Origin of the sequence: Thauera sp. WH-2 (genome assembly GCF_048321015.1) — a bacterium.
Taxonomy (GTDB): domain Bacteria; phylum Pseudomonadota; class Gammaproteobacteria; order Burkholderiales; family Rhodocyclaceae; genus Thauera.
Window position 1 is genome coordinate 1 of record NZ_JBLWFG010000003.1, and the last position, 24,018, is coordinate 24,018.

Sequence of the window (24,018 nt, forward strand, 5' to 3'; positions counted from 1 at the left end):
TGACCGGCCTGTGGTCGGGCTGGCAGGATCGCTGCCCGCTGTCGTACTCGAGCCCGAACGCGCCGAGCAAGGCCGATGTGCTCGGCACCTGGATGCTGTCGATCCTGTCGGGGCACCGGCGCTACTCGCACGTCACGACGATACGCTGCGACAGGGTCAATCCGGGGCTCTTGGGGATGAACAAGGTAATCAGCGAGGACGCGCTGCGGCGGGCGCTGTTGGCGATCCAAGGCGTCGGTTGGCTCGACGGCCACCTGCACGAGAGCACTGGCCCCTTGCTCGATGTGCCGTGGATTCTGGACATCGACACGACAATCAAGCCGCTCTACGGCAAGCAGGAAGGGGCCGTGGTGTCGTACAACCCATTGAGGCCGGGCCGACCCTCGCACAGTTATCACACTTACCTGATGGCCGGGCTGCGGCGGGTGATGGGCGTCGAGGTCAAGGCGGGCAACGCGCACTCGGGCAGCCACACCTTGCCCGGCTTGCTCAGGATCCTCGATGAGTTGCCCGCGCACCACAGACCGAAAACGGCCCGGCATTCCGGATCCCGCATTACCCACTCAAAATTCAAAAGAGGCACTAAATGCCGTGCGCTGCCATATCGAAGGCCGCACGGAACTTGATCGCCGACATCTTCATGCAAGCAACGTAATGACGTCCTTCGGGAGTTCCGAGGTAGCGCAGAAAGGCCTGTCGCACCTGGCGTTGCGCCCATTTCATCGGACTCGACAAGTCCCAAGGGCGCGGGACGAGGTTCATGGCTTTCGTGCATCGCGCGCTCTCGGTGACCATCCAACCCAGAACATCGTACGTACCAACCGTGATGTTCCACCTCGAAGCGATCGGGCCATAGAAGCGCACCAGCACTTCGCGCATTTCCGCTTTTTCTTCCTGTGTAATTGGATCCATTGCTACTCCGAGACGAGTTTGAGGGTGGACAGGATGGCTTCGAACTCCGAGCGGTCGATGCCCCTGAACAGCGCGTTCAGTACGAAGTCGGGCCTGTCCCTGCGCACTAGATAGAAGTGGTGCCGGTCACCCTTTCCGAACGCAAAAAGCTCCGCTGCTGACCCAAGAGATGCGTGCAACCGATAATCTTCCTCACGCAATCCGAAGCCTTCGAGATACGCGCAGCCCGTCTCGTCGAGGCCGTGGAAGATCGAGAGCACGAAATCGGCCGGCGAGAGGCCCTCTTTGTGCACCGATACCGTCTCCCTCGTCTCGTAGCCGATTCCGCCGCTGATACCGTTCGGGTGCTTGCCGAATGCGACGCTTCCGTCCGGCTGTATTCCCCATTTGAAGAATCCCGCCGGGATGCGGACCGTCGCCACGGGTGGCAGGCTCAGTTCGACGGCGGTGAGGCCGGAATCTCTTCGGAGAACGGGCCGGGGTTCGAACTCTTCGTAAGGCGGAACCTCGCACTTCGCCTGTGCGACGGCGAATGGCCACAGCAGGCTTGTAAGCGCCGTAACGTAAAGCGTCCTTCTCATCCAGTGCCTCGGCCAGTAATAAAGATCGCACTCGCATCCGGTGGCGGGACGGCAAACGGCAACGGCACAGACAACGCCGATGCGAGTATCGCGGGAGCGAGAAACGGGCGAAAGTTTATGACAAACAAGTTATCGCGTCAAACAGCTCTGCCGTTACCGCTCGTCGCCGCTTCGTTGGAAGCGGACTGACGCAGCGGCTCGTCAAGCGCCGGCCGAAAGGGGTGCGGAAAATCGGGGGTAAGCCGCGCGGAACTCGCGCCTTCCGCGCCGACCTAAACAGCCGCGGATGCTCCGACCCCTGTCGACACGACCTCGCCGCTCGCTCCGCGAAATCCCGCGAAGAAGGACATGGAAAAGCTTCATTTCGCGTTGCCGAGCAGTGAGACGGTCGCCCCCAACGAGGCTGTGCTGACCGATGACGACCTCAGGAAGGCGCTCGAGGAAGGGACGAACCGTGGGGCGTGATGTCGTCGAACGGCGGTTTCTTACGCGCGATCGGGTACCCGGGCCGACGATGGCCGTTAACAGGGTGTTGGAAATTCCCTCTTCACCTTCGGTTTCCAGCCCGGCTGGAAAAACTCGACGCCGAAAAGATCCGGTCCGAGCCGCCCCGATGACGATTCCAGCCGCTTTTCCAGCCGATTCTGCTGCCGCAATCCGGCAGTGCTCCCGTCGCTGCAAAGACGTCGTTTCGAATCCAATGCCGCAGTCCAAATGGCGCGCGAGCGCCAACGAATTACGGCGCCAGCAAATTGCCCAATCGCGTCAGGCCGTACGCGGCGAAATTGAGCAGCGCATGCGCGCGAATCTTGTCCAGGCCGCGCGCCATCAAACGGCGCAGCGTGCCGATGTCCTTCACCCAGCCCGGTCACGCCCAGATTCCCCGAGGGCCTGACCGTATCGAAAGCGGCGGGGAAATGGCGTCGACCCGACGGCGAGATTGTCATAGACCTGAATCCGTACTCGAACAGCCACAATGCGCTTTAAAGCATTGATGTAATTGTATAACTCTGTTTTCCGGTCTTCACCCAACCGACCATGCCGCACTTCGAAGTCAAGCAGTCCGCCAAGCTCAAACCTGACCTCCTACTCGGGCCTAGCGCTGATCGGGCAGTGCTGCAAGATGGCGCAGGTGGAGGCGGTGATCGACCCGAGGCTGCCGGTGTCGCAGGGTATGCGTACCTCGGACCTGGTCAAATCGATAGTGGGGCTGCTCAGTCTGAGCAACGAGGGCTGGCACCTCGGTCTGGAGCTGCGCGCGGGCTCGCACCATTCGGCGCTAGAGACCGAGTATTTCTTCGAGCGCGCCTTCCCGCGCCTGCGCCGAGTGTGCGCCGCCGACGCGAAGGTACTGTGGCGCGCCGACAGCGGCTTCGACAGCGCCCGGCTGCTGTTCGCGCTGGCCGACGAGCGCGAGCGCTGGGCGGGGCTCGGGCGCTCGTTCGACTTCATCACCAAGTGGAATCCGCACCGTCAGGACAAGACCGCCTGGGTGGCGCGGGCCGAGGCGGCCGGGGCCTTCGAGGAGATCCGCCCGGGCAAGCGCGTGGGGCTGCTGGACCTGCAGATCGAGCGGGCCTGGAAGAAGGCCAAGCGCACGCTGCGCCTGGTGGTGCGGGTGACCGAGCGCACGATCGACAAGAAGGACCAACGACTGCGGGTGCCCGAGATCGAGATCGAAGGCTGGTGGAGCAGCCTCGATGGGGCGATGGTCGACGTGATCGAGCTCTACAAGCACCACGGCACCCACGGGCAGTTCCACTCGGAGATCAAGACCGATCTGGACCTCGAGCAAGTTCGACACCAACGACGCGGTCGTGCATCTGGCCGCGTTCGCCTACAACTGCCTGCGCCTGATCGGGCAACTGGGGCTGACCAGCGAGCTCTCGCCGATCCGCCACCCGGCCAAGCGCCGGCGCATCAAGACGGTGCTGCAGGAAGTCATGTACCGGGCGGCGAAGTTCGTCGAACACGCCCGTCGCCTGGTGCTGGACCTCGGGCGCGGTGTGGCGGCGCACGTAAAGGTGTTCGCGGCGGTGCAGGCGTGGCTGAGCGCGGTGGCTTCGCCATGACGCGAATCCGGCGGCCGAACTCCCCGACTCGAGATCATCTCGCGGCGGCGAAAGGACGGCGCATGCGCGGGAGCAGGAAAATGGCGTAGAACGGGCTCCGGAAAACGACTGGCTGAGGCTCCGTGCCGTGAAAAGACGGGGCTCGGCATCGCAGCAGGCTGAAGTCGCGGCTCAGGCGGCTGAAAAATCATGCGCTGGAGCTCGCGGACCGGGTGCGTGCCGGGGGGAACACGGATTCAAGTGAGGTTTTTAGGATCAAGCCTTTGGAGGAGAATTCGCTGCCCCCGCAGCAGCATTCTGTTGCTAAACTCCGCCCTCCTTTCGCTCGTCACCCAGCTCATCGCGCGCGGATGCGCCATCACGAAGGGCCTAATCATGCTGCTCTGGCTTGTCGTCGCTTATCTCGTCGTTTCCATCGCCATCGGCCTGTATGCCGCCACCCGGGTGCACAACGCACGTGACTACATCACCGCAGGCCGCAACCTGCCGATGTTCGTCGTGCTCGCGATGGTGTTCGCCACCTGGTTCGGCGCCGAGACGGTGCTTGGCATCTCGGCGACCTTTCTGGAGGAAGGCTTCCGTGGCCTGATCTCCGACCCGCTCGGTGCCTCGGTGTGCCTGGTGCTGTTCGGCCTCGTCTTCGCCCGCCCGCTGTACCGCATGAACCTGCTCACGCTGGGCGATTTCTTCCGCGTGCGTTACAACCGCACGACCGAACTGGTGCTCTCGATCTGCATCGTGCTGTCCTATCTCGGCTGGGTGGCGGCGCAGATCACAGCCCTCGGCCTCGTGTTCAACGTGCTGTCGAGCGACCTGGTGAGCATGAACCAGGGCATGCTGATCGGCGCTGGCGTGGTGCTGGTCTACACCCTGTTCGGCGGCATGTGGTCGGTCGCGATGACCACCTTCGTGCAGATGATCGTGATCGTCATCGGCCTCGTCTGGGTCACCTGGATGGCGGGCGACATGGCAGGCGGCTTCGACAACGTGCTTTCCAAGGCCGCGGCCGAGGGCAAGTTCGACTTCCTGCCCTCCCTCGACATGGTCGACATGATTGCGTGGATCGCCGCCTTCGCCACCATGGCGCTGGGCTCGATTCCGCAGCAGGACGTGTTCCAGCGCGTGAACTCCTCCAAGAACGAAGCCGTCGCGGTGTGGGGCACCACGCTCGGCGGGGCGAGCTACTTCTTCTTCGCCGCCGTGCCGCTGTTCCTTGCCTACACCGCCAACATCATCGACCCCGCCATGGTCGAGCGCCTGATGGAGCAGGACTCGCAGCTCATCCTGCCGACGCTGATCCTGCAGTACATGCCCTTCTACGCGCAGGTGATCTTCTTCGGCGCGCTGCTCTCGGTGATCATGAGCACCGCATCCGGCACCCTGCTCGCACCCTCGGTGACCTTCTCGGAGAACGTACTGCGCGGCTTCATCCCCGGCATGAGCGACCGCGCCTTCCTGCTCAGCACACGCATCACCGTGATCGTGTTCACCGCACTCGTCACCTGGTACGCGACGAGCACCGAATCATCGATCCACGAGATGGTCGAGAACGCCTACCGCGTGACCCTGGCCGGCGCCTTCGTACCGCTGGCGGCCGGGCTGTTCTGGAAGCGCGCCAACAACCTCGGCGCGGCGCTGGCAATCATCCTCGGTCTCTCGACCTGGATCCTGTTCGAACTGTTCGTCCCCGAAGGCGACATCGAACCTCAGTTGTACGGCCTGGCCGCGAGCGCGCTCGGCATGCTGGCAGGCGGCCTGCTCGGGCCGAAGCAACACCATCGCCCGCACATGGGCGGGCACCACGCGGCAGCGGGGACCTACCACACCCCGCGCTGAACGGCGCCCCCCGCGACGGGCAACAAATCCAGCCGGCCGCCCCGCGTTTGACGGTAATCAACGCGCGAGCGGCCAGCCTCGTATATGGTTGCGGCGTTTTTTCCCTTGGAAATCCGCCTGCCATGACCGCGTCTTCCCCGATCGAGCTCGTCTGCCCCGCAGGCAGTCTGCCGGCCCTCAAGACCGCCGTCGACCACGGTGCCGACTGCGTGTACCTCGGCTTCAAGGATGCCACCAACGCGCGCAACTTCACCGGCCTCAACTTCGATCCGCCGCAGATGCGTGAAGGCATCGCATACGCCCACGCTCGTGGCAAGAAGGTGCTGCTGGCCCTCAACACCTACCCGCAAACCAGCAACTGGTCGAGCTGGACCCAGGCAGTGGACCGCGCAGCCGAGTTCGGACTCGACGCACTGATTCTCGCCGACCCCGGGCTGATGGCCTATGCGGCCAAGACCCACCCGCACGTGCGCCTGCACCTGTCGGTACAAGGCTCGGCCACCAGCTACGAGGCGATCAATTACTACCACGAGCGCTTCGGCATCCAGCGCGCAGTGCTGCCGCGCGTGCTGTCGATGGCCCAGGTCGAGAGCGTGGTCGCCAACACCCCGGTCGAGATCGAGATCTTCGGTTTCGGCGGACTGTGCGTGATGGTCGAGGGCCGCTGCGCGCTATCGGCCTATGCCACGGGCGAGTCCCCGAACTGCAATGGCGCCTGCTCGCCGGGCAAGCACGTGCGCTGGGAGGACACCCCGCGCGGGATGGAAACCCGCCTCAACGGCATCCTGATCGACCGCTTCGCCGAAGGTGAGCGCGCAGGCTACCCGACGCTGTGCAAGGGCCGCTTCGAGGTCAACGACGAAACCTACTACGCACTTGAAGAGCCGACGAGCCTGAACACCCTCGAGCTGTTGCCCGAACTTGCCCGCATCGGCATCCGCGCGATCAAGATCGAGGGCCGCCAGCGCAGCCCTGCCTATGTCGCCCAGGTGACCAAGGTATGGCGCGCCGCGCTCGACAAGCTCAAGACCGGAGGCGCGGAGAACTTCAGCGTTCTGCCCGCCTGGATGGCCGAACTCAACAAGGTCTCCGAAGGCCAGAGCCACACCCTGGGCGCCTACTACCGCCCGTGGAAGTGAGCCCCGCCCCTACCCCAACGAGAACACCCCTCATGAAACTCGCCCTCGGCCCCCTGCTCTACTACTGGCCGCACCAGAGCGTGCTCGATTTCTACGCCGACATGGCCGAAGCGCCGGTCGACAGCGTCTATCTCGGCGAGACCGTGTGCTCGCGCCGCCATGAACTGCGCCTGGAGGACTGGATTGAAGTCGGCAAGGTGCTTTCCGCTGCTGGCAAGGAAGTGGTGATGAGCACCCAGGGTCTGATCGAGTCCGAGTCCGACCTCAAGGTGCTGCGCCGCATCGTGCGCCAGAGCGCCGAAGGCGACCCCGGCTTCCGCGTCGAAGCCAACGACATGGGCGCGGTGCGCCTGCTCGTCGAAGCCGGCGTGCGAAACTGGATCGCCGGCCCCACGCTGAACATCTTCAACCCCGGCACGCTGCAGCTGATGATCGACTCCGGCGCCACACGCTGGGCGGTCGCCCCCGAAATGTCAGGCGCAGCCCTCGCCGAAGTGCGCGCAGCGCTCGCTGAGCCGGTCGAGACCGAAGTCTTCGCCTACGGCCGCCTGCCGCTGGCGCACTCGGCGCGCTGCTTCACCGCACGCCACTTCAACCTGCAGAAGGACACCTGCGAGTTCCGCTGCCTGTCGATCATGGACGGCATTACCCTGCGCACACGCGAAGGCGAATCCTTCCTGACCCTGAACGGCGTGCAGACGCAATCGGCGCGGGTGCACAACCTGCTCGGCGACCTGCCCGCAGTGGGGCAGAACGCCGAAGTGCTGCGCATCAGCCCGCAGGGCGCGAACACGCGCAGCATCGTCGAAATCTTTCGCGCTGCGGTCGACGGCAAGCGCGCGCCCGCCGACGCACTCGCCGCAAGCCGCGAATGGATGGTCGAGGAGCCCTGCAACGGGTTCTGGCATGGCCGCGCCGGGGTGGAACAATACGTCGCCGCCTGACTCAGCCTGCCCAGCCCTGCAACGGAGCCCGAACATGCCCGCCCTGCCCTCGCTTCCCCGCCCGCCCCTGCCCGCCGAGCTCCTGCCCGCCGAGCTCCTGCCCGGCAGCCTCCGCCAGCGCATCGGTGAGCGCCTGGAGAACTTCCGCGTCCCGGACTTCAAGGTGCCCGCCACGCTCGCGAAGCTGGTGTCGCGCCTGCCCCAGCAACCGCCCACCCACGTGCTGACGCTGGCCCTGAACCTCGCGCTCGGTCGCATTCTGCCGCGCGAGACGCTGGCGCCGCTCACCGGACACCACCTGCAGATGCGGGTGCTCGACGCCGGCCTCACGCTCGATTTCACGCTGGGCGAGAGAGGTTTCCGCCGCGTCACGACCACGCCCGGCACCAAGCCGGCGCTGATCATCTCCGCGACCACCCGCGACTTCATGGCGCTGGCGCTACGCGAGGAAGACCCGGACACCCTGTTCTTCAGCCGCCGCCTGCGCATGGAGGGCGACACCGACCTCGGCCTGCTGGTCAAGAACACTCTGGACGCCGTCGACTGGGACGCGCTGAAGGCGAAGCTCACCGGACGACGCTGAGTCCGCGCATCCGCCCCGCGGCCGTAGCCGCCGGGCACCCACCCCGAAGCCTCCGCCGCATACCGATGCGCCGGGGGCTTCGCACATACAGCGACTGCGTTAAAGTAGGCGCCCGCCCCGCCCCCCGGCGTTCCGCGCGCACGCCGGCCCGCATCACGATGCCCTCCGAATTCGACCTGATCCGACGCCACTTCACCCGCACGCCCCGCCACACCGTGCTCGCCGTCGGCGACGACGCCGCCCTGCTGCAGCCCCGCGCAGGCATGCAGCTCGCCGTCTCGACCGACATGCTGGTCGCCGGCACGCACTTCTTCGCCGACACCGACGCCTGCGACCTGGGCTGGAAGGCCCTGGCGGTCAATGTGTCCGACCTCGCCGCCATGGGCGCAGAGCCGCGCTGGGCGTTCCTCGCGCTCGCGCTGCCGGCGCCGGACGAAGACTGGATCGCGGCCTTCGCCGAGGGCTTCTTCGCGTGTGCGGAGCGCTTCGGCGTTGACCTCGCCGGTGGCGACACCACCCGCGGGCCGCTCACGCTGTCGGTTACCATCGCCGGCGTGGTCCCGCCCGGATCAGCCATCACCCGCACCGGCGCGCAAGCTGGCGACGAACTCTGGGTGTCTGGCCAGCCCGGCCTGGCCGCACTCGGCCTGGCCGCCCTGCGGGGCGAAGCGACCCTGGCCGGGGCCGCACGCACACGCTGCCTGCAGGCGCTGCAGCGTCCGCAGCCGCGCGTGGGGCTCGGAAAAGCGCTGCGCGGGATCGCCTCCGCAATGCTGGATGTTTCAGACGGGCTGCTCGGCGACCTCGGCCACATCCTGGACGGCTCGCAGGTCGGCGCCATCCTCGAAGCCGAGGCGCTTCCCACCGCGGCGCTGCGCGCCACCGCGACCCCCGAGGCGACCTGGCACCGCTGCCTGCTCGCCGGCGGCGACGATTACGAGCTGCTCTTCAGCGCCCCGCCCGAACGACGCGGCCAGGTCGAGGCGCTGTCGCAGGCGCTCCACTTGCCGCTGCACCGCATCGGCACGCTGAATCCCGAAGCCGGAACCCTGAAGCTGCGCGAACACGATGGCACGCTGGTGCACCTGACGCGCAGCGGCTACGATCACTTCCGCTGACCCTCCTGCCCACACCCGACCCGAGAGAATCCGCCCCGATGCGCCCCACCCTCCGCCTGATGATGAGCCACCCAGCCCACTTCATCTCCCTGGGCTTCGGCTCCGGCCTGTCGCCCTGGGCCCCGGGGACGGCCGGCACCCTGCTCGCCTGGCTTCTCTACCCGCTCCTCCGCACACCGGTGTCCGAGTTCGTCTTCCTCGCGCTGCTCGCGAGCTTCTTCGTCGCAGGCGTGCTTGCAGCCGAGCGCACCGGCAAGGCCCTGGGCGTACCGGACCATGGCGGCATCGTGTGGGATGAGATGGTGGCCACCTGGCTGGTGCTGATGTTCGTCCCCGGCACCCTCGCATGGCAGGCGGTGGCCGTCGGGCTGTTCCGCGCCTTCGACATTCTCAAGCCGCCGCCGGTGCGCTGGGCGGACCGCAGCTTCAAAGGCGGGTTCGGGGTCATGCTCGACGACCTCTTCGCCGCAGGGTACACACTGCTCGCGGTGGCCGCGCTGGTCGCCCTCTTCGGCGCCTGAGCCCATGAACGACAGCGAGCTCGATACGCTGGCGCGTGCAGCCGGTGCGGCACTTGCGGGGCGCGGGTGGTGCATGGCCACGGCCGAGTCCTGCACTGGGGGCTGGATCGCCGAAGCCGTCACGGCCATCAGCGGCAGCTCCGCCTGGTTCGACCGCGGCTTCGTGACCTATTCCAACGCTGCCAAGATCGACATGCTGGGCGTGTCCCCAGCCACCCTCACCGCACACGGTGCCGTAAGCGAGGCCACGGCGCTCGAGATGGTGGCCGGCGCACTCGAACGCAGCCTGGCAGACATCGCGGTGGCGGTCTCCGGCATCGCCGGACCGAGCGGCGGCACCCCCGACAAGCCCGTCGGCCTGGTGTGCCTGGCGTGGGCCACGCGCAGCGTGCCGGCGCGCGCGCTCACCCTGCGTTTCGCGGGCGACCGCTACGCCGTGCGTCGGCAAACCGTTCTGCGCGCCCTGCAGGGTATCGTTGAGCTCGCCTCGCCCGCCGATTGAATCACGGCCTGCCTCCAACTGCTTGCAGCCGTCCAGGGCTTCACGTATTTACTGTACTCCCATACAGGCCTTACACTGATGGCGGCGGCACGGCAGACCGCAGGCCTGCAATCTTTGTGCCATAATTCGCTCAACCAGACAGGACGCACTCCAATGGACGACAACAAGGCCAAGGCTCTCGCCGCAGCGCTCTCGCAGATCGAGAAGCAGTTCGGCAAGGGCTCGATCATGCGCATGGGCGACGGCAACGTCGAGCGCGATATCCAGACCGTCTCCACCGGGTCCCTCGGGCTCGACATCGCACTCGGCCTCGGCGGCCTGCCGCGCGGTCGGGTGGTCGAAATCTACGGCCCCGAATCTTCCGGCAAGACCACGCTCACGCTGCAGGTCATCGCCGAGATGCAGAAGCTCGGGGGCACCGCAGCCTTCATCGACGCCGAGCACGCGCTCGACGTCGGCTACGCCGAGAAGCTCGGCGTCAACATCGAAGATCTGCTGATCTCGCAGCCCGACACCGGCGAGCAGGCGCTGGAAATCGCCGACATGCTGGTGCGCTCGGGCGGCGTGGACATCGTGGTGGTCGACTCGGTCGCCGCGCTCACGCCCAAGGCCGAGATCGAAGGCGAGATGGGCGACCAGCTCCCCGGCCTGCAGGCCCGCCTGATGTCGCAAGCGCTGCGCAAACTCACCGCAAACATCAAGCGCACCAATACCCTGGTCATCTTCATCAACCAGATCCGCATGAAGATCGGTGTGATGTTCGGCAGCCCGGAGACGACTACCGGCGGCAACGCGCTCAAGTTCTATGCCTCGGTGCGCATGGACATCCGCCGCACCGGTACGATCAAGAAGGGCGACGAAGTGGTCGGGTCCGAGACCCGCGTCAAGGTGGTCAAGAACAAGGTCTCGCCACCATTCAAGGAAGCGCACTTCGACATCCTCTACGGCGAGGGCATCTCACGCGAGGGCGAGATCATCGACCTCGGCGTGGAGCGCAAGATCGTCGACAAGTCCGGCGCCTGGTACGCATACAACGGCGACAAGATCGGCCAGGGCAAGGACAACTCGCGCGAGTTCCTGCGCAACAATCCCGCGCTCGCACGCGAGATCGAGAACAAGGTCCGCGCCGCGGTCGGCCTGCCCGAGATGGCGCCTGCCAGCCCGGCTTCCGCCCCTGCCGAGGCCTGAGCGGAGCCGCGCACATGGGCGAGCCGAGCCTGCGCGAGCGCGCGCTTCGCCACCTCGCCCGCCGCGACCACTCGCGTGCCGAGTTGGCGCGCAAGCTCGCCTCGCATGGCGAGCACGACGAGATCCAGGCCGTGATCGCGCGCATGGGCGAACTCGGCCTGCAGTCCGACAGCCGCTATGCCGAAGTCTTCGTGCGCAGCAAGTCGGCCCGCTTCGGCGAGACACGGCTGCGCAGGGAGCTCACACTGCGCGGAATCGACCGTGATCTGATCGACGCTGCGCTCGCGACCGAGTGCGTAGAATCGGAGCTCGACCGTGCTCGCAGCGTGCTGCGCGGCCGATTTTCCACGCCGCCCACCGAAACCCGTGAATGGGCCCGCCAGGCGCGCTTCCTGCAAACCCGGGGTTTTGCACCCGAACTGATCCGCAAGCTGCTGAAAGAGCCCCACGATGAGTCTGCTTAAGGTCGCCGGACTGCAAAAGCGCTACAAGGCGCGCACCGTGGTGCACGACGTTGGCTTCGAGGTCGGCTCGGGCGAGGTCGTCGGCCTGCTCGGACCCAACGGCGCAGGCAAGACCACCTGCTTCTACATGATCGTCGGCCTCGTGCGCGCGGACGGCGGGCAGATCACCCTGGACGGGAAGGATCTGACCCATCTGCCGATCCACGCCCGCGCACGCCTGGGCCTTTCCTACCTCCCGCAGGAGATGAGCGTCTTCCGCAAGCTCACCGTGGCCGAGAACATCCAGGCGGTGCTCGAGCTGCAGGGGCTGGACAAGCGCAAGGTCGGCGAGCGGCTCGAAGAGCTGCTGATCGAACTCGGCATCCACCACCTGCGCGACAGCACCGCGATCTCGCTGTCGGGCGGCGAGCGCCGCCGCTGCGAGATCGCCCGGGCGCTGGCCACCGATCCGCGCCTGATCCTGCTCGACGAACCCTTCGCCGGCGTGGACCCGATCGCGGTCATCGACATCCAGAAGATCATCCGCTTCCTGAAGGAGCGCGGCATCGGCGTGCTGATCACCGACCACAACGTACGCGAGACGCTCGGTATCTGCGATCGCGCCTACATCATCAGCGAAGGCCGTGTGCTCGCCAGTGGCGCACCGACCGAGATCATCGAGAACGAGCAGGTGCGCCAGGTCTACCTTGGCGAGCACTTCCGGCTCTGACTGCGCGCCCCTGCTCACGCCATGAAGCCCAGCCTCCAGCTCAAGCTCTCGCAGCACCTCACACTGACGCCGCAACTGCAGCAGTCGATCAAGCTGCTGCAGCTATCGACGATCGAGCTGAATCAGGAGATCGAGCGCTTCCTGCTGGAAAACCCGATGCTCGAGCGCGAGGAGGGCGAAGGCGAGTTCCTGCCCGCCGCCGCAAGCACGCCCAGCGAACAATCCCACCAGGAAGCACCGCAGGGCGAAGGCCCCGCCGAATCCGGCAGCGAGGCTCTGCAGCACGAAGGCGGAGAGGGCAGCAGCGAGGATGAGAGCATCGACTGGTCCAGCGTGGGCACCGGGGCCTCCAGCCGCAGCGAGGACGATGAGGACATCGATTATCAAGAGTTTCAGGCCGCCGGCATCTCGCTGCGCGACCACCTCGATCAGCAGATCGCCCTGTCGCCGCTGTCGGATCACGACCGCGCGCTGGTGCGATTCATCGTCGAGGCGCTGGACGATGACGGCTATCTGCACCAGCCGCTTGAGGAACTACTCGAACTGCTGCCGCCCGAATCGGGCATCGAACTCGAAGACCTGAGCATTGCCCTGCACCATGTGCAGAACCTCGAACCAGCGGGCATCGGCGCGCGCTCGCCGCAGGAATGTCTCGCGCTGCAGTTGCGCACACTGCCAGAGTGCGCGACGCGAGCACTCGCCCTCGAGGTCGCCACCAAGCACCTGGAACTGCTCGCCGAACGCAACTTCGCCAAACTGAAGAAGCTCACTGGCTCGGACGACGAAGCGCTGCGCGCGGCGCACGCACTGATCTGCAGCCTCGACCCGCACCCCGGCTCGCGCTATTCCACCAGCGAGACACGCTATGTGCTGCCCGACGTGGTCGTACGCAAGGTGCGCGGGCGCTGGTCGGTCAGTCTCAACCAGGACGCCATGCCGCGCCTGCGCATCAACCGCCTGTACGCCAGCCTGCTGCAGCAGAACCGCGGCCAGGGCGGCGGACTGGGCGGCCAGTTGCAGGAGGCACGCTGGCTGATCCGCAACGTGCAGCAACGCTTCGACACCATCCTCCGCGTTTCCCAGGCCATCGTTGACCAGCAGCGGCAGTTCTTCGATCATGGCCCTGTGGCCATGCGCCCGCTCACGCTGCGGGAGATCGCCGACCAGCTTGAACTGCACGAGTCGACCATTTCGCGCGTGACCACGCAAAAGTACATGGCGACACCGCGCGGCGTGTTCGAGCTCAAGTATTTCTTCGGCAGTCATGTCGCCACCGACACCGGTGGGGCGGCCTCTTCCACGGCGATTCGCGCGCTGATTCGCCAGTTGGTGGAAGCCGAAGACAGCAAGAAACCGCTGTCCGACGCCAAGATTGCCGAGATTCTAGGCCAGCAGGGTATCGTGGTCGCACGGCGCACCATCGCCAAGTATCGCGAATCCCTCAATATCCCGCCGGTCAGCATGCGCAAATCCATCTGACAACCACAGGAGTCACCATGAATCTCAACATCACCGGGCATCATGTCGAAGTTACCCCGGCCATCCGCGACTACGTCACCTCCAAGCTCGATCGCGTCATCCGCCACTTCGACAACGTCACCAGCGTTGCGGTAATCCTCTCCGTCGAGAAGCTCAAGCAGAAGGCCGAAGTGACCCTGCACGTGCGCGGCAAGGACATCTTCGTTGAAAGCGACGATGCCGACCTGTACGCCGCCATCGACTCGATGACCGACAAGCTCGACCGCCAGGTGCAGAAATACAAGCAGAAGATGGCCGAGCACAACCACGAGTCGCTGAAGCACCAGACCCCCGAGGACTGAGCCTTTCGTTACAGCCCCATGACCGGGGCGCGGTTGTGGTTATAATGCGCGCGTTTTGACGACGCCTGCGGCGCCCGCCCCGGAACGACAGTCGCCCCGGCGACCTGGAAGACCGGGGCGTCGTGTTTGCACACCTGCGAATGAGCCTGATATCCCAACTCCTGCCACTTCCCAATGTGGTGGTCGACCTCGACGCCAGCAGCAAGAAGCGCGTCTTCGAGCAGGCCGGCCTGCTTTTCGAGAACAACCAGGGCATCGGTCGCAGCACCGTTTTCGACAGCCTGTTCACCCGCGAACGCCTGGGCTCCACCGGCCTCGGGCAGGGCATCGCGATCCCGCACGGCCGCATCAAGGGCCTCAAGGATGCAGCGGGCGCCTTCCTGCGCCTGGCCACGCCAGTCCAGTTCGATGCGCCGGACGGCCGCCCGGTCAGCATGCTGTTCGTACTGCTCGTGCCCGAACAGGCCAACGAGACACACCTGCAGTTGCTCTCCGAACTTGCGCAGATGTTCAGCGATCGCGCATTCCGCGAAGCGCTGCTGAATGCGCCGGATGCGGCACACATCCACCAGATGTTCATGAACTGGGGCGCCCATGCGGCAGACCAGCCTGACCCGGCTGTATGAGACCCATCGCGACAGTCTCAGCCTGATCCACGTCAGCGGGCCGCTCGAGGCCCGCCTCAGCGTGGGCGAAGAGCGCATCTGGCCGGCTGATCTGGTCGGCCACCTCAATCTGATCCACCCCACCCGACTGCAGGTGCTCGGCAGCGCCGAACTGGCCTGGGCGCAACGCCACTCCAACGAGAAGGTCGCTCACCATCTCAACGAGATCCTGTCGGCGCACCCGCCAGCCATCATCGTCGCCGACGGCTGCGAGGTGCCCAACATCCTGCACGGCATCTGCGAGGCCCACGACGTAGCGCTGTTCACCGCGCGCCACCCTTCGGCGGGCGTGATCGACCAGCTCCGCCTCTATCTCTCGCGCGAGCTCGCCGAGAAGGTCTCGCTCCATGGCGTGTTCATGGATGTGTTGGGGCTCGGCGTGCTGATCACCGGCGACTCGGGGGCCGGCAAATCCGAGCTCGGCCTGGAGCTCATCTCACGCGGCCACGGCCTCGTCGCGGACGACGTGGTCGAATTCTCGCGCATCGCGCCCACTGTACTCGAGGGGCGAAGCCCCGAGATGCTGCAGGATTTCATCGAGGTACGTGGTCTGGGGCTCCTCGACATCCGCACGATCTTCGGCGAGACCGCCTGCCGCCGCAAGATGCGCCTGCGCCTGATTTGCCACCTCGACCGCCGCCAGCCCGGTCCGGGAGATCCGAGCCGTCTTCCGCTACAGCAGGAGACCCAGGACATTCTCGGCGTGAAGATCGCCCGCGTCGTGCTCCCGGTGGCCGCCGGGCGCAACCTCGCCGTGCTGCTCGAAGCTGCGGTTCGCTCCACCATCCTGCGCCTGCGCGGCATCGACTCCACGCAGGAGTTCATCGAGCGCCAGTCGCGCGCGCTCCGAGCGAGTGAGGACGACATCCGGAGCGCCGGGGGCGGATATCCATGAGCGGCTGCGTGGCACAGGCCAACGGTCCGGCTCGCCTTCACGGTCGCCATCACCGTTAGTCGCCAACTCCTCGCGCGTCCATACGCGCAAACGCTTGGGCATACCCCTGCCCCGAACGCTTGCCCAGCATGCACTTGCCGCCGGCGGCACGCGACTGTTACGCTCGGCCGCTTTGCAGCAGCGCACCGGCACCGCCATGAACACCCCCAACGATTACCTCGAACGCATCCTCAACGCACGGGTGTACGACGTCGCCGTCGAAACGCCGCTTGAGCTCGCGAGCAATCTGTCCGCGCGCGCGCACAACCGCATTTTCCTCAAGCGTGAGGACATGCAGCCGGTATTCAGCTTCAAGATCCGCGGCGCCTACAACAAGATGGCGAACCTCTCGCCGCAGGCGCTGAAACGTGGCGTGATCTGCGCTTCGGCCGGCAACCACGCGCAAGGCGTGGCACTCTCTGCCGCCCGGCTCGGTGTACGCGCCGTGATCGTGATGCCCAGCACGACACCACAGATCAAGGTGGACGCGGTCCGGGCACGCGGCGGCGAGGTCGTTCTGGCCGGTGAATCCTATTCCGACGCCTACGCACACGCGAAGGAACTCGAGAAGTCCGAGCGGCTCACTTTCGTCCATCCCTTCGACGACCCCGACGTGATCGCAGGCCAAGGCACCATCGGCATGGAGATCCTGCGCGCGCACTCCCAGCCGATCCATGCGGTCTTCTGTGCAATCGGCGGGGGCGGGCTGATCGCGGGGGTCGCGGCCTACATCAAGCGCCTGCGCCCGGAAACCCGGATCATCGGGGTCGAAACCGTAGACGCGAACGCGATGGCAGTCTCGCTTGCTGCCGGCCAACCGGTGGAACTCGATCAGGTCGGGATCTTCGCCGACGGCACGGCCGTGCGCCGGGTGGGCAACGAAACCTTCCGCCTGTGCCAGCAGTATGTGGACGAGGTCATCCTGGTCGACAACGACGCGATCTGCGCCGCGATCAAGGACGTGTTCGAGGACACGCGCGCCATCCTCGAGCCCTCGGGCGCACTTGCCATCGCCGGAGCGAAAGAGTACGCCCGCCAGCACAAGTTACGCGAAAAGAGTCTGGTCGCGGTCGCCTCGGGCGCGAACATGAACTTCGACCGCCTCCGCTTCGTCGCCGAGCGCGCCGAGCTTGGTGAACAACGTGAAGCCGTGCTGGCGGTGACCATTCCGGAGAAGCCCGGCTCGTTCAGGAAGTTCATCAGCGTGCTCGGCAACCGCAACATCACCGAATTCAACTACCGCTACGCCGACACGCAGCAGGCGCACATCTTCGTTGGCGTCACCGTGCACAACCGCAACGAGGTCGCACGCCTGGTCGAAATGCTCGCGCGTCATGAACTGCCCGCAATCGACCTCACCGACGACGAACTCGCCAAGAGCCACGTGCGCTACATGGTGGGCGGGCGAGCGCCCCAGGCGGAAAACGAGGTGGTGTACCGCTTCGTGTTCCCGGAGCGCCCCGGCGCGCTGATGAATTTCCTGTCCACCCTTCGCTCGGACTGGAACATCTCCCTGTTTCACTATCGTAACCATGGCTCCGACTTCGGTCGCGTGCTGGTCGGTATGCAGGTACCGCCGCAGGACAAGGCCGCCTTCGACGACTTCCTGCAGCGCCTGGGTTACGACTTTACGCCGGAAAGCGAGAACCCAGCCTACCGCATGTTCCTGTCGGCCAGCTGATTCCGGGGGCGTGCCTCGAACGCACCCGCCTCCGTCACCAGCCACTGCATGGGGCGGTCGTGCGGCTGCGGAAAGGTGTCCGGCACACGCCCGGCCTCGAAACCCACACCGACCGCTACTGTGCGCATCAGCGCGAGCGTGCGGTCGAAATACCCCCCGCCATAGCCGATCCGGTAGCCGTGATCGTCAAAGGCGTTGAGCGGGACCAGCACCAGTTCCGGCTGCACCTCGACACCATCGGCGGGGTGCGGAATACCGTGACGATCGAGCGGCATCGGCACGCCGGGCGTCCATGCACGGAACGTCATGGGCGCATGGCGTTCCAACACCACCGGAAGCGACGCGACACGCCCCGGCCGCGCTGCCAGCCAGCCCTGCACCCAGTCACGCAGATCCGGCTCAGCGCGATAGGGCCAGCAGAAACCTAGGGTATCGGGCTGCAGGCGTGCGACGAGTTCGTCAAGGTGCCGGGCGATACGCAGGGTAAGCTGCGCCCGGCGCTCTGCAGGCATCGCCTGCCGGTGCGTGAGCGCGCGTTCACGCAGGCGCTTGCGCAGTGCCGCCTCGTGGGCGTCGCCCTGCCCGTCGGGGATGGGGGGGTGCTCGTGGGTCATGCCGCAAACCAGAAGATTCGTACTGCAGGATTCATCGGGGAAATGCAGCCGCCCCGGAAGAACATGAAAAAGACGTCTTTCACCACCCGCTTCTTCACAAGCCTGCTGACCGCAGGCCTGATCCATGCCACCAGCGCGCACGCGCAGCCGGTGGCGCCCGCAGGGGACGAACGTATCGTCGCCGCTCGCGAGGCCCTGCGCAAGGGCGACCGCGAGCAACTCTCGCAGTTGGCCGCGGTGCGCGATCCGCACGTGCTCGACGCCTATCCGCGTTACTGGCACCTGGTGCACCTGCTTGCCCGGCCGGAACTTCCGCCGCAGGCCGAACTGGAGGCATTCCTCGCGCGCGAGGCCGGCACGGTGCTCGCGGACAGGCTGCGGGCAGACTGGCTGAAACGGCTGGCCAAGGAGGGCGACTGGCAGGGCTTCCTGCAGCGCTACGACGGGCTGGTGAACGCCGACGACGAGTTGCACTGCAGCGCATGGACGGCACGGCTGATGAGCGGCGACACCAGCGTGCCCGGCGAGGTCGCGCAGCAGTGGCATGAACGCCTCACGGCCCACGACGCCTGCGCCCCCGCACTGCGCAGCGCCGCCAGCAGCGGCGCAGTGGATGAAGACGGCGTGTGGTGGCGCATCCGCCGCCAGATCGACTCGCGCACCCCCGAGGCCGCCTTCGCCAGCCTCGCCCTGCTTCCCACCGGACGGGCGCCTACCCACGCTGCCCTCGACCAGGCTGTGCGCTCGCCCGCCCCCTGGCTGGATCGCCTGCCGCCCAACTTCGCGGTCACGCGCGCCGGCCGCGAAGTGGCACTCGCCGCGCTGGTGCGTCTGGCCCGCGAGGATGTAAGCGCAGCGCAGACACGCCTGCTGCGCATCCAGGACCGCCTCAGCGCGGAGGAGAGGAACTACATCCACGTGGTGATGGGCCTGCATGCCGCGCAAAGCCGGCTACCCGAGGCGGTCGACTTCTTCACCGCTGCCGGTGACGTCACCACAACGCCCGAGCAGCGCGCCTGGCGCGTGCGCGCCGCATTGCGCGTGCAGGACTGGCGCCGCGTACGCGCAAGCATCGAGGCCCTCCCCGCGCAGGAGCGCGAGCGCCCCGAATGGATCTACTGGCTGGGCCGGGCCCATGCCGCGCGCGGCGAGCGCGAGGCCGCTGAGGCGCTCTTCCAGCGCATCGCCGGAGAACCTGACTTCTACGGCATGCTCGCCAGCGAGGCGCTCGGCCAAGCCTTCCTGCCGCCACCGGCCAGCCCGCCGTTGCCGCGCGCCGCGCTGGAGGCCGCAGAGCGCGACCCGGGGTTGCAGCGGGCGCTGGCCCTCTACCGCCTCGATCTGCGCACCGAGGCCGTACGCGAGTGGATCTGGGCCGTGCGCGACCGCGACGAGTTCTTCCGCCTGGCCGCCGCGCACTTGGCTTTGCGCAACGAGCTCTACGATCGCGCCATCAACACCGCCGAACTCGCCAATCCACGCAGCCACTTCGAGCTGCGCTTCCTGACCCCCTACCGTGAGGTTGTAGAGCCGCAGGTGCGCACACAGGGGCTGGATCTGGCGTGGGTATATGGGCTGATGCGCCAGGAGAGCCGCTTCGTCGTCCCCGCACGCTCCAGTGCGGGCGCCCAGGGGCTGATGCAGGTCATGCCGGCCACGGGTAAGTGGGTCGCGGGCAAGATCGGCCTGAACGGCTACCATCCACGCATGCTCAACGATCCCCGCACCAACGTCCTGCTCGGCACCAGCTACATGCGTCTGATTCTGGAAGGATTGGATAGCCACCCGGTGCTGGCGAGCGCGGGGTACAACGCAGGGCCGGGACGCGCGCGGCGTTGGCGCGACAGCGGCCCGCTCGAGGGCGCGATCTACGCCGAGACCATCCCATTCGACGAAACCCGCGATTACGTCAAGAAGGTGCTCGCAAACGCGGTGATCTATGCCGCAATGATGGAAAAACGGCCACAATCGCTCACGGCTCGCCTGGGGACCATCGCGCCCGCGCCCGCCAGCGAGTAAGCTCCAGCCCTGCGGCATCGCCGCATCAATAACGAGAAACCCTCCGAGTCGAACCATGAATCCGAAACGCATCGTCCTCATCGGCGGCTCCGGCTTTATCGGTAGCGCCATTGCCAACCGCCTGTGCGAAGCAGGCGTAAAGGTCATCCTTCCTACCCGCCGCCGCAGCCGTGCCGGTCATGTGCTGCTGCTGCCCAACGCCGAGGTGGTCGAAGCCGACGTGCACGACCCCGCAACCCTTTCCGCACTGGTGGCTGGCGCAGACGCCGTGGTCAACACGGTCGGCGTGCTGCACTCGCGCCCCGGCACGCCCTTCGGCCCGGACTTCGCGCGTGCGCACGTCGAGCTGCCGCAGAAGATCGTGGCGGCCTGTCGCGCCGCACGCGTGCCGCGCCTGGTGCACATCAGCGCGCTCGGCGCGGACTCGGGCGGCCCCTCCGAATACCAGCGCTCCAAGGCTGCGGGCGAAACCGCCATCCGCACCTCGACACCCGAGACCGAGTGGACCATCCTGCGCCCCTCGGTGGTCTTCGGTCGCGGGGACAGCTTCCTCAACCTGTTCGCAGACCTGGTGCGCATGTTCCCGGTAATCCCCCTCGCCGGCGCCAGCGCCCGCTTCCAACCGGTCTACGTGGAAGATGTGGCCGAAGCCGTCTGGCAGAGCCTGGTCCGTCCCGACGCCACCGGCAAGACCTTCGATCTCGCCGGCCCCACCGTCTATACCCTGCGCCAGCTGGTCGAGTACGTGTCCGAACTCACGGTCGGCAAGCGCCGCAAGGTGATCCCGCTGCCCGAGAACATCGCGATGATGCAGGCGCGCCTGATGGAGCTCGCCCCCCAGCCGCTGATGAGCCGCGACAACGTGCGGTCGATGCGGGTGGACAACGTCGCCCACGGCGATCCCTTGCCCTACGGCCTTGCGGCCACCCCACTCGAGGCGGTGGCACCCGGCTGGCTGGGCGATGCCGGGCCGCGCGCCTTCTACTACCCGTTCCGCCGCCACGCGCGGCGCTGAAATTCCACCCACATCAGCCCCGGAGCCCGCGATGAAGCTCATCATCGGCAACAAAAACTACTCGTCCTGGTCCCTGCGCGCATGGCTGGCCGCGCGTGAGGGCGGCTTCAACTTCGAGGAGATCCGCATCCCGCTGTTCATCCCCGGCAGCCGCGAACGCATCCTGTCGCACTCGCCTTCGGGCAAGGTGCCCTGCCTGAACGACCATGGCTTCACGGTATGGGACTCCCTCGCCATCGGCGAATACCTCGCCGAGAAGAATCCTGCGCTGTTACCCGAGGACGCTGCCGCGCGCGCCATCGCCCGCGCGGTGACCGCGGAGATGCACGCTGGCTTCCAGAATCTGCGCAGCCGCATGCCGATGAACGTGCGCAAGGACTACACCGGCTTCGGCCACAGCCCCGAAGTGGATGCCGACATTGCGCGCATCATCGCAATCTGGACCGACTGCCGGGCACGCTTTGGCAACGACGGCCCCTATCTGTTCGGCCGCTTCAGCCTCGCCGACGCAGCCTTCGCCCCGGTCGCCTTCCGCTTCCAGACCTATGGCGTGAAGCCCGAGGGCGAGGCCGGTCAGTACCTCGCCACCCTGCTGGCCAATCCGCACATGCAGGACTGGGCCGTGGCTGCGCGCGCCGAGACCGAGTCCATCCCGGAAGAGGATCTTTACGGCTGATGCAGGCATATGTCGTTGGCGGGGCGGTGCGCGACGCCCTGCTGGGGCTGCCGGTCAAGGATCGCGACTGGGTCGTGGTCGGCAGCACCCCCGAGGAAATGATCGCACGCGGGTTCCGCCCGGTCGGGCGCGACTTTCCGGTCTTTCTGCACCCACGAACGAATGAGGAATACGCGCTCGCACGCACCGAGCGCAAGTCGGGCCATGGATACACCGGCTTCGTCTGCCACGCCTCTCCCGAGGTCACGCTGGAGGACGACCTGCTCCGCCGCGACCTTACCATCAACGCAATCGCACGCGCGGAAGACGGCACGCTGATCGACCCCTGCGGTGGCCAGCGCGATCTCGCTGCACGCGTGTTCCGCCACGTCTCCCCCGCCTTCGCCGAAGACCCGCTGCGAATCCTGCGGGTGGCACGCTTCGCCGCACGCTTTACCGCCTTCGATGTCGCCCCCGAAACCATGGCGTTGATGCGGTACATGGTCGACGCAGGTGAGGTGGACCACCTGGTCCCCGAACGCGTGTGGCAGGAATTCGCCCGCGGGCTGATGGAGGAGCGGCCCTCGCGCATGATCCGTGTACTGCGCGACTGCGGCGCGCTCGCCGCGATCCTGCCCGAACTCGATCGGCTTTTCGGTGTGCCCCAGCCCGAGAAGCACCACCCCGAGATCGACAGCGGCGAACATGTGCTGCTCGTCGTCGACACTGCGGCCAGGGGGGAGCAACCGCTACCCGTGCGCTGGGCCTGTCTGCTCCACGACCTGGGCAAGACCGACACGCCGGCCCATGTTCTCCCCCACCACTATGGCCACGAGGCGGCGAGTGCCCGACGCGCCCGCGAGGTCTCCACCCGCCTGAAGGCGCCCGCCGAATGCCGCGAGCTCGCCGAGATGGTGGCGCGCGAACACGGCATCCTCGCGCTCGCCGAGGCGCTGCGCCCCGAAACCATGGTGAAGCTGATCGAGCGCTGCGACGGGCTGCGACGCCCGGAGCGCTTCGAGCTCATGCTCCAGGCCGCAGCCTGCGATCATGCCGGTCGCGGCGGAGAAGATCGCGGCATCTGGCGACCTTTGTCACACTGGCGCACAGCGCTGAGCGCCGTACGCAACGTCGACGCCGCTACAATCGTCGCAAGCTGTCCCGACAAGAAAGACATTCCGCACGCACTGCACGCCGCACGTGTGGCAGCCGTGAAGGCGCGGAACAAGGATCCCCAATGAACAACACCCGCTTCGGCGAACTCGAGGTGCTGTGTCACGCACCCGAACGACCGACCCACGACCATCCCCTGCTCTTCGTGCACGGCGCCTATGTCTCGGCCTGGTGCTGGGAAGAGCACTTCCTGCCCTGGTTCGCACGTCAAGGCTGGGCTGCCTATGCGGTTTCGCTGTCCGGACACGGCAGGAGCCGTAGCCGAGAACTGCTGGACACCTATTCCATCGACGACTACGTGCGCGACGTCGCCGAAGTTGCAGCCAGCCTGCCCGCCCCGCCAATCCTGGTCGGACACTCGATGGGAGGTCTGGTGGTACAGAAGTACCTCGAGCAGCACGACGCTCCGGCCGTGGTGCTGATGTCCTCGGTGCCGCCTCAGGGCCTGATGAGCTCGGCGGTGGGGCTGATGTTCAAGCGCCCCAACCTGCTGTCGGACCTCAACCGGATCATGGCGGGCAACGAGGTAGACATCGAGAGCCTGCGCGAAGCACTGTTCCACCAGCCGGTCGCAGCCGACCAGCTGCAGCGCTACTACCGTCTCAGTCAGCCCGAGTCCCACCGCGCGATCTGGGACATGTCGCTATTCAACCTGCCGCAGCCGGCGCGCATGCACCGCCCACCGATGCTGATCCTGGGTGCCGAGCACGACGCCCTGATCCCGCCCGACCAGGTGCACATGACCGCGCTGACCTATGCGCGTCAGGCGGAGATCTTCCCCAACGTCGGCCACGGCATGATGCTCGAGCACGACTGGGAACTGGTCGCGATGCGCATCGCAGCCTGGCTGGAGGAGCGCACGCTCTGAGCCCT

Annotated in this window: 25 protein-coding genes and 2 pseudogenes; 23 read left to right on the forward strand and 4 right to left on the reverse strand. The window is 66.5% G+C overall.

Annotated features, from left to right (window positions below):
* Nucleotides 1–626 (forward strand): annotated as a pseudogene (locus ACNKW1_RS06525) (hypothetical protein); the annotation flags it as partial.
* Here ACNKW1_RS06525 and ACNKW1_RS06530 read toward each other — a convergent pair.
* From ACNKW1_RS06530 to ACNKW1_RS06540, 3 genes are all read right to left on the reverse strand, one after another.
* On the reverse strand, nt 583–912 hold the full coding sequence (locus ACNKW1_RS06530; RefSeq protein WP_418363792.1) for a hypothetical protein: 330 nt from the start codon (nt 910–912) through the stop codon (nt 583–585). The pseudogene ACNKW1_RS06525 and the gene ACNKW1_RS06530 sit on opposite strands and share 44 nt — an antisense overlap.
* Nucleotides 913–914: 2 nt before the next feature.
* Nucleotides 915–1,493 (reverse strand): hypothetical protein, encoded by a 579-nt coding sequence (locus tag ACNKW1_RS06535; RefSeq protein WP_418363793.1) that lies wholly within the window; start codon nt 1,491–1,493, stop codon nt 915–917.
* Nucleotides 1,494–2,229: 736 nt separating this feature from the next.
* Entirely contained in the window at nt 2,230–2,352 is a 123-nt protein-coding gene (locus ACNKW1_RS06540) for a hypothetical protein (protein ID WP_418363794.1), read from the reverse strand.
* A 32-nt stretch (nt 2,353–2,384) separates the two neighbouring features.
* Here ACNKW1_RS06540 and ACNKW1_RS06545 point away from each other — a divergent pair, with 32 nt between their 5' ends.
* From ACNKW1_RS06545 to ilvA, 17 genes and pseudogenes are all read left to right on the forward strand, one after another.
* On the forward strand, nt 2,385–2,480 hold the full coding sequence (locus tag ACNKW1_RS06545) for a hypothetical protein (RefSeq protein ID WP_418364087.1): 96 nt from the start codon (nt 2,385–2,387) through the stop codon (nt 2,478–2,480).
* A 51-nt stretch (nt 2,481–2,531) separates the two neighbouring features.
* Nucleotides 2,532–3,565: pseudogene (locus ACNKW1_RS06550) on the forward strand (IS1380 family transposase).
* Between the two features lie 375 nt (nt 3,566–3,940).
* Nucleotides 3,941–5,401, forward strand: coding sequence for a sodium:solute symporter family protein (locus ACNKW1_RS06555; protein ID WP_418363795.1), 1,461 nt, complete (start codon nt 3,941–3,943; stop codon nt 5,399–5,401).
* A gap of 122 nt (nt 5,402–5,523) precedes the next feature.
* Nucleotides 5,524–6,540 (forward strand): ubiquinone anaerobic biosynthesis protein UbiU, encoded by a 1,017-nt coding sequence (gene ubiU, locus ACNKW1_RS06560; protein WP_418363796.1) that lies wholly within the window; start codon nt 5,524–5,526, stop codon nt 6,538–6,540.
* Nucleotides 6,541–6,572: 32 nt separating this feature from the next.
* Nucleotides 6,573–7,484: a U32 family peptidase gene (locus ACNKW1_RS06565; RefSeq protein WP_418363797.1), complete on the forward strand. Its 912-nt coding sequence runs from the start codon at nt 6,573–6,575 to the stop codon at nt 7,482–7,484.
* Nucleotides 7,485–7,518: 34 nt separating this feature from the next.
* A complete protein-coding gene (gene ubiT / locus ACNKW1_RS06570; RefSeq protein WP_418363798.1) occupies nt 7,519–8,067 on the forward strand; it encodes a ubiquinone anaerobic biosynthesis accessory factor UbiT in 549 nt (182 codons plus the stop codon).
* A 158-nt stretch (nt 8,068–8,225) separates the two neighbouring features.
* Nucleotides 8,226–9,185 carry a thiamine-phosphate kinase gene (thiL, locus tag ACNKW1_RS06575; RefSeq protein WP_418363799.1) on the forward strand — a complete coding sequence of 320 codons (960 nt, stop codon included), beginning with the start codon at nt 8,226–8,228 and terminating at the stop codon, nt 9,183–9,185.
* Nucleotides 9,186–9,223: 38 nt separating this feature from the next.
* A complete protein-coding gene (locus tag ACNKW1_RS06580) occupies nt 9,224–9,706 on the forward strand; it encodes a phosphatidylglycerophosphatase A (protein ID WP_418363800.1) in 483 nt (160 codons plus the stop codon).
* Between the two features lie 4 nt (nt 9,707–9,710).
* Nucleotides 9,711–10,208, forward strand: coding sequence for a CinA family protein (locus ACNKW1_RS06585; RefSeq protein ID WP_418363801.1), 498 nt, complete (start codon nt 9,711–9,713; stop codon nt 10,206–10,208).
* A gap of 153 nt (nt 10,209–10,361) precedes the next feature.
* Nucleotides 10,362–11,396: a recombinase RecA gene (recA, locus tag ACNKW1_RS06590; RefSeq protein ID WP_418363802.1), complete on the forward strand. Its 1,035-nt coding sequence runs from the start codon at nt 10,362–10,364 to the stop codon at nt 11,394–11,396.
* Between the two features lie 14 nt (nt 11,397–11,410).
* Nucleotides 11,411–11,860: a regulatory protein RecX gene (locus ACNKW1_RS06595; protein ID WP_418363803.1), complete on the forward strand. Its 450-nt coding sequence runs from the start codon at nt 11,411–11,413 to the stop codon at nt 11,858–11,860.
* The gene (gene lptB, locus ACNKW1_RS06600; protein WP_418363804.1) at nt 11,847–12,569 is read left to right on the forward strand and encodes an LPS export ABC transporter ATP-binding protein; all 723 of its coding nucleotides are present in this window, start codon (nt 11,847–11,849) and stop codon (nt 12,567–12,569) included. Before ACNKW1_RS06595 ends, lptB begins: the two co-directional genes overlap by 14 nt.
* Before the next feature lie 21 nt (nt 12,570–12,590).
* A complete protein-coding gene (locus ACNKW1_RS06605; protein ID WP_418363805.1) occupies nt 12,591–14,048 on the forward strand; it encodes an RNA polymerase factor sigma-54 in 1,458 nt (485 codons plus the stop codon).
* A 17-nt stretch (nt 14,049–14,065) separates the two neighbouring features.
* Nucleotides 14,066–14,389, forward strand: a complete 324-nt coding sequence (hpf, locus tag ACNKW1_RS06610; protein ID WP_418363806.1) for a ribosome hibernation-promoting factor, HPF/YfiA family — start codon at nt 14,066–14,068, stop codon at nt 14,387–14,389.
* 140 nt (nt 14,390–14,529) lie between these two features.
* Nucleotides 14,530–15,015, forward strand: a complete 486-nt coding sequence (gene ptsN / locus ACNKW1_RS06615) for a PTS IIA-like nitrogen regulatory protein PtsN (protein WP_418363807.1) — start codon at nt 14,530–14,532, stop codon at nt 15,013–15,015.
* A complete protein-coding gene (gene hprK / locus ACNKW1_RS06620; protein ID WP_418363808.1) occupies nt 14,984–15,949 on the forward strand; it encodes an HPr(Ser) kinase/phosphatase in 966 nt (321 codons plus the stop codon). Before ptsN ends, hprK begins: the two co-directional genes overlap by 32 nt.
* Nucleotides 15,950–16,145: 196 nt before the next feature.
* Nucleotides 16,146–17,669 carry a threonine ammonia-lyase, biosynthetic gene (ilvA, locus tag ACNKW1_RS06625; protein ID WP_418363809.1) on the forward strand — a complete coding sequence of 508 codons (1,524 nt, stop codon included), beginning with the start codon at nt 16,146–16,148 and terminating at the stop codon, nt 17,667–17,669.
* On the opposite strand, the gene ACNKW1_RS06630 is transcribed toward ilvA, so the two are convergent.
* The gene (locus ACNKW1_RS06630; protein ID WP_418363810.1) at nt 17,642–18,283 is read right to left on the reverse strand and encodes a 5-formyltetrahydrofolate cyclo-ligase; all 642 of its coding nucleotides are present in this window, start codon (nt 18,281–18,283) and stop codon (nt 17,642–17,644) included. The genes ilvA and ACNKW1_RS06630 overlap by 28 nt on opposite strands.
* A 63-nt stretch (nt 18,284–18,346) precedes the next feature.
* Here ACNKW1_RS06630 and ACNKW1_RS06635 point away from each other — a divergent pair, with 63 nt between their 5' ends.
* From ACNKW1_RS06635 to ACNKW1_RS06655, 5 genes are read left to right on the forward strand one after another with little or no spacing between them, the layout of a single operon-like run.
* Nucleotides 18,347–20,302, forward strand: coding sequence for a transglycosylase SLT domain-containing protein (locus ACNKW1_RS06635; RefSeq protein ID WP_418363811.1), 1,956 nt, complete (start codon nt 18,347–18,349; stop codon nt 20,300–20,302).
* Nucleotides 20,303–20,357: 55 nt separating this feature from the next.
* Nucleotides 20,358–21,317, forward strand: coding sequence for a complex I NDUFA9 subunit family protein (locus ACNKW1_RS06640; RefSeq protein WP_418363812.1), 960 nt, complete (start codon nt 20,358–20,360; stop codon nt 21,315–21,317).
* Nucleotides 21,318–21,348: 31 nt separating this feature from the next.
* Nucleotides 21,349–21,993 (forward strand): glutathione S-transferase family protein, encoded by a 645-nt coding sequence (locus ACNKW1_RS06645; protein WP_418363813.1) that lies wholly within the window; start codon nt 21,349–21,351, stop codon nt 21,991–21,993.
* Nucleotides 21,993–23,213, forward strand: a complete 1,221-nt coding sequence (locus ACNKW1_RS06650; RefSeq protein ID WP_418363814.1) for a multifunctional CCA addition/repair protein — start codon at nt 21,993–21,995, stop codon at nt 23,211–23,213. The genes ACNKW1_RS06645 and ACNKW1_RS06650 overlap by 1 nt, the downstream gene beginning before the upstream one ends.
* Nucleotides 23,210–24,013, forward strand: a complete 804-nt coding sequence (locus tag ACNKW1_RS06655; protein WP_418363815.1) for an alpha/beta hydrolase — start codon at nt 23,210–23,212, stop codon at nt 24,011–24,013. Before ACNKW1_RS06650 ends, ACNKW1_RS06655 begins: the two co-directional genes overlap by 4 nt.
* Nucleotides 24,014–24,018: the final 5 nt, after the last annotated feature.

What these genes read in the sequence shown, in the direction of transcription:
- ACNKW1_RS06585 (WP_418363801.1), top strand. Translation starts at nt 9,711, where the DNA reads ATGAACGACAGCGAGCTCGATACGCTGGCGCGTGCAGCCGGTGCGGCA.
- ACNKW1_RS06635 (WP_418363811.1), top strand. Translation starts at nt 18,347, where the DNA reads ATGAAAAAGACGTCTTTCACCACCCGCTTCTTCACAAGCCTGCTGACC.
- ACNKW1_RS06605 (WP_418363805.1), top strand. Translation starts at nt 12,591, where the DNA reads ATGAAGCCCAGCCTCCAGCTCAAGCTCTCGCAGCACCTCACACTGACG.
- ACNKW1_RS06595 (WP_418363803.1), top strand. Translation starts at nt 11,411, where the DNA reads ATGGGCGAGCCGAGCCTGCGCGAGCGCGCGCTTCGCCACCTCGCCCGC.
- thiL (WP_418363799.1), top strand. Translation starts at nt 8,226, where the DNA reads ATGCCCTCCGAATTCGACCTGATCCGACGCCACTTCACCCGCACGCCC.
- ubiU (WP_418363796.1), top strand. Translation starts at nt 5,524, where the DNA reads ATGACCGCGTCTTCCCCGATCGAGCTCGTCTGCCCCGCAGGCAGTCTG.
- hpf (WP_418363806.1), top strand. Translation starts at nt 14,066, where the DNA reads ATGAATCTCAACATCACCGGGCATCATGTCGAAGTTACCCCGGCCATC.
- ubiT (WP_418363798.1), top strand. Translation starts at nt 7,519, where the DNA reads ATGCCCGCCCTGCCCTCGCTTCCCCGCCCGCCCCTGCCCGCCGAGCTC.
- ACNKW1_RS06565 (WP_418363797.1), top strand. Translation starts at nt 6,573, where the DNA reads ATGAAACTCGCCCTCGGCCCCCTGCTCTACTACTGGCCGCACCAGAGC.
- ACNKW1_RS06640 (WP_418363812.1), top strand. Translation starts at nt 20,358, where the DNA reads ATGAATCCGAAACGCATCGTCCTCATCGGCGGCTCCGGCTTTATCGGT.
- recA (WP_418363802.1), top strand. Translation starts at nt 10,362, where the DNA reads ATGGACGACAACAAGGCCAAGGCTCTCGCCGCAGCGCTCTCGCAGATC.
- ACNKW1_RS06630 (WP_418363810.1), bottom strand. Translation starts at nt 18,283, where the DNA reads ATGACCCACGAGCACCCCCCCATCCCCGACGGGCAGGGCGACGCCCAC.
- ACNKW1_RS06655 (WP_418363815.1), top strand. Translation starts at nt 23,210, where the DNA reads ATGAACAACACCCGCTTCGGCGAACTCGAGGTGCTGTGTCACGCACCC.
- ACNKW1_RS06580 (WP_418363800.1), top strand. Translation starts at nt 9,224, where the DNA reads ATGCGCCCCACCCTCCGCCTGATGATGAGCCACCCAGCCCACTTCATC.
- hprK (WP_418363808.1), top strand. Translation starts at nt 14,984, where the DNA reads ATGCGGCAGACCAGCCTGACCCGGCTGTATGAGACCCATCGCGACAGT.
- ACNKW1_RS06530 (WP_418363792.1), bottom strand. Translation starts at nt 912, where the DNA reads ATGGATCCAATTACACAGGAAGAAAAAGCGGAAATGCGCGAAGTGCTG.
- ACNKW1_RS06555 (WP_418363795.1), top strand. Translation starts at nt 3,941, where the DNA reads ATGCTGCTCTGGCTTGTCGTCGCTTATCTCGTCGTTTCCATCGCCATC.
- ACNKW1_RS06535 (WP_418363793.1), bottom strand. Translation starts at nt 1,493, where the DNA reads ATGAGAAGGACGCTTTACGTTACGGCGCTTACAAGCCTGCTGTGGCCA.
- ptsN (WP_418363807.1), top strand. Translation starts at nt 14,530, where the DNA reads ATGAGCCTGATATCCCAACTCCTGCCACTTCCCAATGTGGTGGTCGAC.
- ACNKW1_RS06645 (WP_418363813.1), top strand. Translation starts at nt 21,349, where the DNA reads ATGAAGCTCATCATCGGCAACAAAAACTACTCGTCCTGGTCCCTGCGC.
- ACNKW1_RS06650 (WP_418363814.1), top strand. Translation starts at nt 21,993, where the DNA reads ATGCAGGCATATGTCGTTGGCGGGGCGGTGCGCGACGCCCTGCTGGGG.
- lptB (WP_418363804.1), top strand. Translation starts at nt 11,847, where the DNA reads ATGAGTCTGCTTAAGGTCGCCGGACTGCAAAAGCGCTACAAGGCGCGC.
- ilvA (WP_418363809.1), top strand. Translation starts at nt 16,146, where the DNA reads ATGAACACCCCCAACGATTACCTCGAACGCATCCTCAACGCACGGGTG.